General features: G+C 61.1%; 3 protein-coding genes, 1 pseudogene and 1 other annotated feature. All 4 genes and pseudogenes read right to left on the minus strand.

The annotated features are described in order from the left end of the window. Positions 1-301: 301 nt before the first annotated feature. The 4 genes and pseudogenes from QCE58_RS33270 to QCE58_RS33285 all read right to left on the minus strand — a co-directional run bounded on the left by QCE58_RS33270 (position 302) and on the right by QCE58_RS33285 (position 6,533). The gene (locus tag QCE58_RS33270; RefSeq protein ID WP_250521437.1) at positions 302-748 is read right to left on the minus strand and encodes a hypothetical protein; all 447 of its coding nucleotides are present in this window, start codon (positions 746-748) and stop codon (positions 302-304) included. A 341-nt stretch (positions 749-1,089) separates the two neighbouring features. Then, positions 1,090-2,326, minus strand: a pseudogene (locus QCE58_RS33275) (IS3 family transposase). Then, positions 1,929-2,045, minus strand: a sequence feature (AL1L pseudoknot). Its footprint overlaps the pseudogene before it by 117 nt. A gap of 528 nt (positions 2,327-2,854) precedes the next feature. After that, positions 2,855-3,142 (minus strand): response regulator, encoded by a 288-nt coding sequence (locus QCE58_RS33280; protein ID WP_309781151.1) that lies wholly within the window; start codon positions 3,140-3,142, stop codon positions 2,855-2,857. Next, complete coding sequence (locus tag QCE58_RS33285) at positions 3,027-6,533, minus strand: ATP-binding protein (protein ID WP_250521439.1); 3,507 nt, start codon at positions 6,531-6,533, stop codon at positions 3,027-3,029. The genes QCE58_RS33280 and QCE58_RS33285 overlap by 116 nt, the downstream gene beginning before the upstream one ends. Positions 6,534-7,139: the final 606 nt, after the last annotated feature.

Genomic DNA, 7,139 nt, shown 5'->3' on the forward strand with positions numbered 1-7,139 from the left:
TGCCGCCCAACCCTGCCAACCTACCTTCGCTGGTGACACAATTATTTTGCCCCGGGAAATCCTTGCCTCGCAAGGCTGAGCGGGCGCGGGCATGGGTTCCCACGGCGAGTTGACAAAATTATTGACGCAAGAGTGACACATTGAATGCGGTCTACGTCTGGTTCATTAAGCATCTTGGCTACGCACGAGATGGTGTAGACGTGAGATGGGGCCGACATTGTATGCTCCAGTTTTGCGAACGCCGAGATTCAGCCGGAGATGGCGACTGTAATCAACGTGCGCATCGCTCTCGAATGCGACGTTATCCGTTGCGAGCTTGGATCGCATCCGCAAGGATGGCCATATATTCGTCATGGTCGACGCGCTCATCCGGAGGCAACCCGTATTCTTGGTGGCGGCTCAGGGCCGCTTGCCGTGCGGCTTCTCCGGGAGCTGACACGAGTATCTGGCTGTATGCTTCACAAGCATAGGCGAACGTCTCCCGCTTACCAAAGGCGATGTCGAGCGGATTCGGACAGTTCCGGCGTTCTGCCAGCCCTATCGCTGCGCGGCGGCAGTTGTGCAGCACATGGGCGGCTTCATGCACGACGTAGTCAGCGAAGGGATCGGTATTGCGAAAGTAGGTCAGGGAGACATAGAAGTAGTGTCCTGGCTCATGCCGACGACGCGAGCGGACTCTGTTCGAAGCGGAGTAGCACCCAGACTGTCCAAATAGATATTCGCCAGTTTCCACGCGGTGGATAGCCACCTCTCCCTGGTCAGTACGTGCACGATGTTGCTCGGCGTGAGAAAGACGATGCCTCCTACGAGTGTGCGGAGAACGACCTCCCGTTCGATGGCGGAAAAAAGGCCATACACCATGGGCTTGAGCTTGTCGCGAAGCCACGGCTCTATCGGCTCTGGCATCGAGCTCGGATGGTCGAAATCCCTCGCGCGGAGCAGAGTGTCAGCGATGAGCGCAGCGCGCAACTGCTGTGTAGCGCGCGATGCAGTGTCAGTGACAGTTTCTCCTGACCAGCCCACGAAAAAGCTGTCGTAGTTTCCAGTCTCTAGATTGAACCGCACCGGGAATCGTGGAGGCCGGTTGGTTTAAGTTAATGCAGGCACGTCAGCGGCGTTGCTGAGTTGCCTGTAGTAGTTTGCCTCGGCCTCGGCGGGCGGGATATAGCCGAGCGGTTCCATGAGCCGACAATGGTTGTACCAGGCGACCCATTCTAGAGTTGCCAGTTCGACAGACTCCCTTGTCTTCCATGGGGCGCGCCGATGAATCAGTTCCGTCCTGTACAGGCCGTTGATCGTTTCAGCCAGCGCGTTATCGTAGCTGTCGCCACGGCTGCCGACGGACGGCTCGATACTCGCCTCGGCCAAACGTTCGCTGTAGCGAATGCTGACGTATTGAGACCCCCTATCGGAGTGATGTATCAAGCTCCCGTCGGCGCCTGGTTGGCGCGCGTACAACGCCTGTTCAAGCGCATCAAGAACGAAGTCCGTGGTCATCGACGAACTGACGCGCCAACCAACAATGCGGCGGGCGAATACGTCGATCACGAACGCCACGTATAGCCAGCCTTGCCACGTCGAAACGTACGTGAAGTCCGACACCCAGAGCTGATTCGGCCGCTGCGCCTTGAATTGCCGGTTGACCCGGTCAAGCGGGCGCGGTGCGCTCTTGTCGGCGATCGTGGTGCGAATCCGCTTGCGCGAACCGCACCACGCAGACCTTGCAGCTTCATCAGCCGACTGACCGTGCAGCGCGCGACCACAATGCCCTCGCGGTTCATCTGCTTCCAGACCTTCGGCACGCCATAGACCTGCATGTTGGCCTGCCAGACACGCCTGACCTCGGGTTGCAGAATCTCATCGCGTTTCGCGCGGGCGCAGCGTCTGGACGGATCGCGAAGCTGTGCCGCATGGCGTCGGTAGCCCGACGGGGCGATCCGCAAGACTTTGCAGATCGGCTCGACCCCGAAGGTGTCGCGATGCTGATCGACGAACGCCTTCAGGACTTGAAACGGCGGTCGAGCTCCGCCTGGGCGAAAAACGCGCTCGCAACCTTGAGAATCTCGTTGGCACGACGCAGTTCCTTGACCTCGCGCTCCAGGGCCTTCAGCCGTTCGCGTTCGTCAGTGGTCACGCCATCGCGCTCGCCCTGGTCAACCTGATCACGCTTGATCCATTCGTGCAGCGTCTGCGGCGTACAGCCGATCATCGGCGCAATCGACTCGACCGCTGCCCACATCGACGGATGTTCGCTACGCTGCTCGCGCACTAAACGTACTGCACGCTCGCGAACCTCTGGGGAAAACTTGGTTGCCTTCTTGTTCATGGCTCCATTGTCTCAAGAGTAGGAGCCTCCACAAAATCCGGTGCGGTTCAAGATAGTGCTGAACCTGCAGTTCTATCCATCTTGCGGAGCCGAGCGTCGGACTGGCCACTTAAGCTCCCATGGGTTTCGTGAAACGCCGCCACGTGCGCGCTGAACAGCGATATGACATTGCCGGGGCAGTGGGCAAAGACACGACAGGAAGAGACGGACCGCGCCAACATCGTGGCAGTCAATACGACCGCTACCGTGATATTTGCAGCGGTCGATCCAGCACTGAGCTAAGGGTATCAGGACGCGATCGGCGCGTCAGCAACGATGGTGATAAAGCTCGCTTGTCGGCCAAAGCAACCGTTCGGCGGTCATGCGCAGAACGGCAGCAGCACGCCGCCTTCTCGCCGTTCGAGTCACGGTGAAGAAATATCCCGGTTCTGATCAGCAATGAGCTTTGACCACGTTGGGGCCATCCTCAATTACACAGGAGCGCGTGGCTGACGGACGTCCGATTCAAAAGGTCCTTACACGGCTGTCCTACCGGCCAGTTGTCACACCTCCGTGTATCGACGCGAGCAACTTCTGCAGCAAGGCGAAGTCGACTGGCTTGACGATGTGGTGATCAAACCCGGCGGATTCGGTCCGTTTGCGATCCTCGTCCTGGCCCCAGCCGGTTAGGGCGATCAATTTGACATCCTTCATTGCAGGTTCACGCCGAAGCTGTCGTGCGACCTCCCATCCGTCCATTCCCGGCATGCCCCAGGTCGAGCAGGACCGCCGCAGGACTCCACTGCGCAGCGATCGCGAGCGCCGAAGCTCCGTCATAAGCGATATTCACCTCGACGCCGACGGCGCTCAGCAGCATGCCTAAGCTGTCGGCGGCATCGTGGTTGTCGTCGACGACGAGAACCCGCAGCGCTTCGACACGCTGCGGGCGATCGTGCTCTGAACTGCTCTTCGCACCGCTCGTCGCATGCCATAACGGTAGTTGGATCGAGAACGTGCTTCCTTGCCCAAGGCCATCGCTTTGCGCTAAGACGCTGCCACCGTGCATTTGCGTGAGGCGCTGCGCCAGTGCCAAGCCGATGCCGAGCCCGCCGCCGGCCCGGGCGTGCGATGAGTCAACCTGCGCGAACATCTCGAAAAGTCGAGGCAATTGGTGAGCCGACAACCCGATGCCGCTGTCGCGGACATTGACAATGGCCCATTCGCCTTCGCGCCGGCTCTCAACCTCGACGCTGCCTCCAGCGTCCGTGTACTTCGCCGCATTGTTGAGTAGGTTAGCGAGGACTTGGGTGAGTCGCACTTCATCACCATCCACTATCAACGGTTGCTCGATCGCACGGACTGTGACGCGATGCCGACCGCGCTCGAGCAGCGGCTTACTTGTCTCAAGCGCGGTCCGTACTACGTCGTTCAGGTCAACCGGTGCGCGTTGCAGCTCGAGCTTGCCGTTGCTAATGCGGGATGCCTCCATGAGGTCATCGACCAGGCGCACCATGTGATTGACCTGGCGCAAGAGCATCTCGCGCAGGGCAGGTGCTGGTATGTCGTTGCCCGTAAGGCTAAAGAGGTGCAGCGCGTTGCGAATCGGAGCGAGCGGATTGCGCAACTCATGCGCGAGCGTGGCGAGAAACTCGTCCTTGCGCCGGTCCGCATCGAGCAACGCCTGCTCGGCTTGCTTACGCGCTGTCACGTCACTCGCCACACCAAGCCATTCGACGATGGCGCCGTCCTCAAGCACTGGGATCGCGCGTGAGAACACCCATCCGATGGTGCCGTCGACGCGCGTGACCCGATGCTCAAGCTCGAATGGAGAGCAGCTGCGTACCGCGGCCTCAACGGCGGCCAAGACCCGCTGGCGCTCGGCGACGGGGATGTAGCGCGTCAGCCAGCTGTCGCTTGGCTCCAACGTGTCGACAATAAAATCCTGTCCGAACAGTTGTCGCAACTGCGTCCAGTCCGGACTCATACGGAAGATGATGTCGGACGTGGCCGTCACCAATGCACGAAACTGCGCCTCACTGGCACGCACCGCCTGGTCAGCGTCCCGGCGCAACTGCGCCGTCGCGATATGTGCGCTGACGCGCGCCATCAGTTCGCGAGCCGAGAACGGCTTGACGAGGTAGTCGTCAGCCCCCGCGGCCAACCCATCGATGCGCGCTTCCTCACCGGCGCGCGCGGACAAGAGCAGGATCGGAATGGTGCGAGTACGCTCATCGGCCCGCAATCGGGCGAGCAGACCGAAACCGTCCAGTTCCGGCATCATCACGTCGGTAAGAACGAGATCTGGCGGGGCCGCAAACGCCTTCTGAAGCGCGTCGATGCCGTCGACGGCCGTTGTCACGGCGTAGTGAGGGCTCAACAATCGCTGCAGATAGGCCCTCAAATCGGCGTTGTCGTCCGCAACCAAAATGCGATGCGTCTGCTCCCGCCGCAGCGCACGTGTCTGGGCAGCGGGCTGCAACTCTACCAGGATGCCGTCGCCTGCCGCATCGGAGCCCGATGGCAACCACTGCAGCGCTTCGTGCACGTATGCCGTCGCGTGCGCAGGTCGGTGCTGCGTCGGCCCTGCCTCACGCACCTTCTCCGCAGCAAGGTGTGCTTTGCCGAAGGGCAAGCGGACGGTGAACGTACTGCCACGACCCTCGGAGCTCTCGACGTCGATAGCGCCGCCATGTAATTTCACTAGCTCATTTGTGAGCGCAAGCCCAATACCGCTTCCCTCGAAGCTGCGCCCGCGCACGCCTTCAATGCGCTGGAAGCGCCCAAATAGCTTGTGCAACTCCGCGGCTGGAATTCCAGTGCCGGTATCACGCACCATCAGCTCAGCGCCGTTGTTGTCATCAGAGGTCCGGACCGCGACGATAATCGAGCCCTCCAGCGTGAACTTGAAAGCGTTTGACACGAGGTTAAGGACAATCCTCTCCCAGTGTTCGCGATCGATGTGGAGCGGCTGCGCGAGCGGCGGACAATCCACATGCAGCCTGAGCCCTGCCTTCTCGCATGCCGAGCGGAAGGTGCTGGCGAGTTCAGCGGTGAGCGCCGACACATCGGTGGGTTCAAACGTAGCGCTGGCACGGCCGCCTTCGACGCGCGCGAACTCCAGCAGTGTGTTGACCATTTTGAGCAGCCGCTCTGCATTGCGCTGCGCCGCCGCCACCAGGGGCTGCTCGGGTCGGCCGTCGAGGCCCGTGAGCGCTTCTTCGAGCGGACCGAGCATCAAGGTAAGCGGCGTGCGGAACTCGTGGCTGACGTTGGTGAAGAAGGTCGTCTTGGCGCGATCTATCTCGGCAAGCGCCTCCGCGCGCCGCCGCTCGGCCTCATAGGCCTCCGATTCGACGAGCGCGCCGCCGATGCTGGACGCCACCAAGTTCAAAAACGACTGATAGTCGTCGTCCATTACCAGGTGCGAACTGATGCCGCAGACGAGCAGCCCGAGGGAGTCGTCGCGCGATGCGCCAGGGATCGACACGGTGAGCAGTTGCTGTAGGGCATGATTGCTGGTGACCGCGCCGACGGGCACGTCCAGCGGGTACTGGCGCTCGGCATCAGCCGTCATCGCCAACTCCCCCGGCAACACGCTCGCAGCCACGTCCTCAGGTCCAACGCTTCCGACGAGACGAGCTCGCATTGCTTGGGACTCACGCAGATATACCGCCGCGAATGGAATATCGTGCGGGTTCCTGGCCAGCGCGTCGAGCGCGCTGCGTGCGACGTCGGTAGACTGTCGTGCGCCGGCCTGACGTTGACCAAGCTGGCGCAGCAAGTCGATCCGGCGCTCGCTGATGACGCGATCTGTGGTCTCCGTGCACGGGCAAAAGATGCCGTCGACACGCGACCCGTCCGGCGACACGATCGGGCCGAAGCTAAAGCGAACGTACACCTCCTCGGCCGGCAAGCGTCGAGCGAAGTACATCAGCAAGTCCTCCGACCAGGTCGCTTCGGCAGTCTCGATCACGCCACACAGCATCGGTCCGATAGTGTGCCAAATCTCGCGCCAGCACTCGCGCCCGGGCGCCCCCAAAAATCGTGGATGCTTATCGGCGCCGAGGAAGGAGATATACGCGTCGTTGTAGAGAACATTGAAGTCCTCACCCCAGTACATGACGACAGGAATTCGCGACGTGAGGCACAGGCTGAGCGCACTACGAAGGTGCGGCGGCCAGCCCGTAGGGTCACCGAGCGACGTGCGCGACCAGTCGAGATCGCGCATTCGCCGCGCCATTTCGCTATCACCCGGGAATGTCGGATTGAGAGTAAGTGTCACGATCCTCTGGAGAGAAGCCGACCAGCCCTCTATGGACCGGTCGGCGAGGGCGGGCAAAAAGTAGACACATGCAGGGCCTTTCGGATAGCATGGTGCCCGCCAAGGCATATCAAATTCTTTCTCGAAATATTGAGGAGCATTTTCGCGCCAGAGCAGGCGTTTGGCAACGTAGAGCTCGCGTCAGCACGGCTGCCGCCACTGAGACTACAGCTTCAGCCTCGAGCGGTCGCAATCGGCGCTTTGAATAATTTCCGTTCGGCCGAGCGCTGCTCGCAACGAACACTGGCGCCTCGGCCTTTGCCGACGTTCACCGATCCGCGGCTGTTGAACGAATTAGATCGGCCATTCGTACGACCGCACCGTTAAAATCAACCACCGCTCAATGTGGATGGGCAAGTCCGACCCTCTTCTGCCGCTCGCCACTTGTCCGGCCGAACGTCGCATCTTGAAAAAGTGCGGTCGCCGAATGAGGCCACATTACGGGCCGCAAAAGGTTCTCAATGCGCCGTCAGTTGCCACCGCAACACCGGATACGTCGCGCCCGCCGGCATC

This window comes from Caballeronia sp. LZ028 (genome assembly GCF_031451415.1).
Taxonomy (GTDB): Bacteria; Pseudomonadota; Gammaproteobacteria; order Burkholderiales; family Burkholderiaceae; genus Caballeronia; species Caballeronia zhejiangensis.